Consider the following 2191-nt stretch of genomic DNA (forward strand, 5'->3'; position numbering starts at 1 on the left):
CGATCCGGTATCGATTGCAACCCCGCGCTGGCGGCGGCGGGCAAAGACCGACAAGATCGACGGCGAGGCGCTGCTCCGGACGTTGCTCGCTTACAAACGGGGCGAGCCACGGTTCGGGCGCCTCGTCTCTTCGAGGATCTGGCTCTTGCCCGCCTCGATGGCCGCTTTCCACGCCTCATGGACAAACTCGCCAGAGCGCAACTGCTCATCCTTGACGACTTTGCAACCCATTCCCTGACCGATCAGCAGCGCTTTCCTCTGCTCGAACTTGTTGAAGAGCGCTATCAGCGCCGTTCAACCCTGATCACGGCCCAGGTTCCCATATCCGCCTGGCATGACCTGATCGGTGACGCAACCGTCGCTGACGCCATTCTCGATCGCATCGTCCATAATGCCCACCGCATCAGCCTCGAGGGAGACAGCAGGCGCGAGCAAAAAGCAGCACCCATCTTGACCGGCAACGAGATCCCGGAAATCATGGCAAAGTTTTCAACAACAGGCTCGCAAAACGACGCCATTAAAACTGTCCCGGATTTACCAGAAACTCCGCCCGCCACTTGCCGGAATCAATGTCCCACTTCAGCGAAATGCGCAATTTTGGTACGACTAGCCTTCATGAAGGTAGCCAGCGCCATGTGGCCGTAGGATGGCTTGGCGCCGTTTAGCTTGGCCGCGATGTACGTCCTGCGGTCGTTTTCACTTGGATAGGCCGCTTCGAACAGCGCAGCATATTCATCGGGAGCACCCGTTGGGGGAAACCGATCGAGGCCGTCGAGGAACTCTTGGAGCGATCTGCGGACTGCAGGATTTTGCCAGCTCGGAAGCGGTTTTTGGTGAGACGCGTCTGCTGCGGCGGAAGCCCCAGCCCCGAGCAACCACATTAGCCCGCCCGGGCGCATGGAAAACCGGCGGGCGAAGTCGTCAGCGGCGACGATCATCTCGCCTCCCAGACTTTGCGCCATGCCGCGAATTCCGTGGGCCGCACTTGGTAGCGCGCGAAATTACCTTCGTGCAGGCTCGTCAACTCCGCTTCCGTGATCTCGACAAAACGCTCACGGTCGGCGGGATCGATTCTGTCGGCCGCCCAGGCGCCAATGCGTGCGGCCACCTCCTTCCGGCCTGCCATTGCGCGGATCACTTCGGCAACGATCTCGCGGAGTTCTGTCCGATAGCGAAGCCTGAAGGGGTCGGGCTCGCCCAGTGATTGGCGCACGGCGGCATACCGCGCTGCTGACCGTTCGTAGGCCCACAGGAAGAGGTCTTTTAGGAGATAAATCTTGTTCAGCTCGTAAACGCCGAGCACTGCCTCGGTATAGGCCTGCCTCGGCACGTCCGCGAAGGACAGTGGCGAAAGGTTGGTCTTGATGAGGGGGATGTTGGCGGCGAGGCGCGATACGCGCTTGTTCACATCGTCGAAGGGCTGAAGATAGGGAAGCTGCACCATGACAAAGAATGCCTGTTCGAACGGGTCGCCGATGGCGTCGGCGGTGGTGAGGATCTGATCAAAAGCTTCCTCTATGAGCTGCGGCACCTCCAGCGGAAGGAAAGCGGATCGCTCGATCCCCACCGCGATGTAGCGCAACCTGCCCGCGGCGGACGGGTCGGCAAGAAGGTTGTTGGCTAGAAGCGCGTGCAGATTGAGGATCGTGTAACGGTTGAAGCCGATGTCGCCGGCAGCGCTGACGAGGAATTCGATGGCGTCCTTGTGGTTGAGGATCATCTGCGCCTCGAGATGAGCGTGTCCTTCCGCTTCTTTCCCGAACTCGATGAGGCGCTTCGTGTCGAGCAGCGAATAGGTGTTGCCTTCGAGTCGGCTCGAATTCCAGGCGAGATCGATAAGGAGCCTGTTGAGGATTTGCTTGGCGTAGGTCCCTGCTGGCTGCTCGGCGATCTGCGGTCGCCCAACAGACGCCAAATGCGCGCGCTCGGCCTCGTTCAAATAGAAAGTTAGGTTGGGACGATATTGGTCGAGGAAGTCGCGGTTGTAACCCACCGGGGTGCGGGCTTCGGGCGCCTGTCACGTAATCGCGCACAGATTTGGCCGCCTCGGATAGGGCAATCGCGAAGGTTTGGTCCTCACCAGATGGCGCCGCCTTCGAAACGATGTCCGGCAGTCGGTATCTCGCCCACCGCCCCCCACCTTCCATGATGAGGCGTTTGTCCGAGACTAGGCGCTTTAAGCGGTATTGAA

General features: G+C 60.1%; 3 protein-coding genes and 1 pseudogene. 2 read left to right on the top strand and 2 right to left on the bottom strand.

Translation table 11 applies throughout. From position 1 onward, the window contains the following. Positions 1 to 112: pseudogene (locus AAAC48_RS12450) on the top strand (IS110 family transposase); the annotation flags it as partial. Positions 113 to 138: 26 nt separating this feature from the next. Continuing rightward, the gene (locus AAAC48_RS12455) at positions 139 to 645 is read left to right on the top strand and encodes an ATP-binding protein (RefSeq protein ID WP_340654473.1); all 507 of its coding nucleotides are present in this window, start codon (positions 139 to 141) and stop codon (positions 643 to 645) included. On the opposite strand, the gene AAAC48_RS12460 is transcribed toward AAAC48_RS12455, so the two are convergent. Together AAAC48_RS12460 and AAAC48_RS12465 are read right to left on the bottom strand one after the other, a co-directional pair. Continuing rightward, positions 567 to 938, bottom strand: coding sequence for a hypothetical protein (locus AAAC48_RS12460; RefSeq protein ID WP_340654471.1), 372 nt, complete (start codon positions 936 to 938; stop codon positions 567 to 569). The genes AAAC48_RS12455 and AAAC48_RS12460 overlap by 79 nt on opposite strands. Beyond that, positions 935 to 1939 (bottom strand): Fic family protein, encoded by a 1005-nt coding sequence (locus tag AAAC48_RS12465; RefSeq protein WP_340654472.1) that lies wholly within the window; start codon positions 1937 to 1939, stop codon positions 935 to 937. The genes AAAC48_RS12460 and AAAC48_RS12465 overlap by 4 nt, the downstream gene beginning before the upstream one ends. Between the last annotated feature and the right edge of the window lie 252 nt (positions 1940 to 2191).

This window comes from Phyllobacterium sp. (assembly GCF_037994405.1).
Classification (GTDB): Bacteria; Pseudomonadota; Alphaproteobacteria; order Rhizobiales; family Rhizobiaceae; genus Phyllobacterium.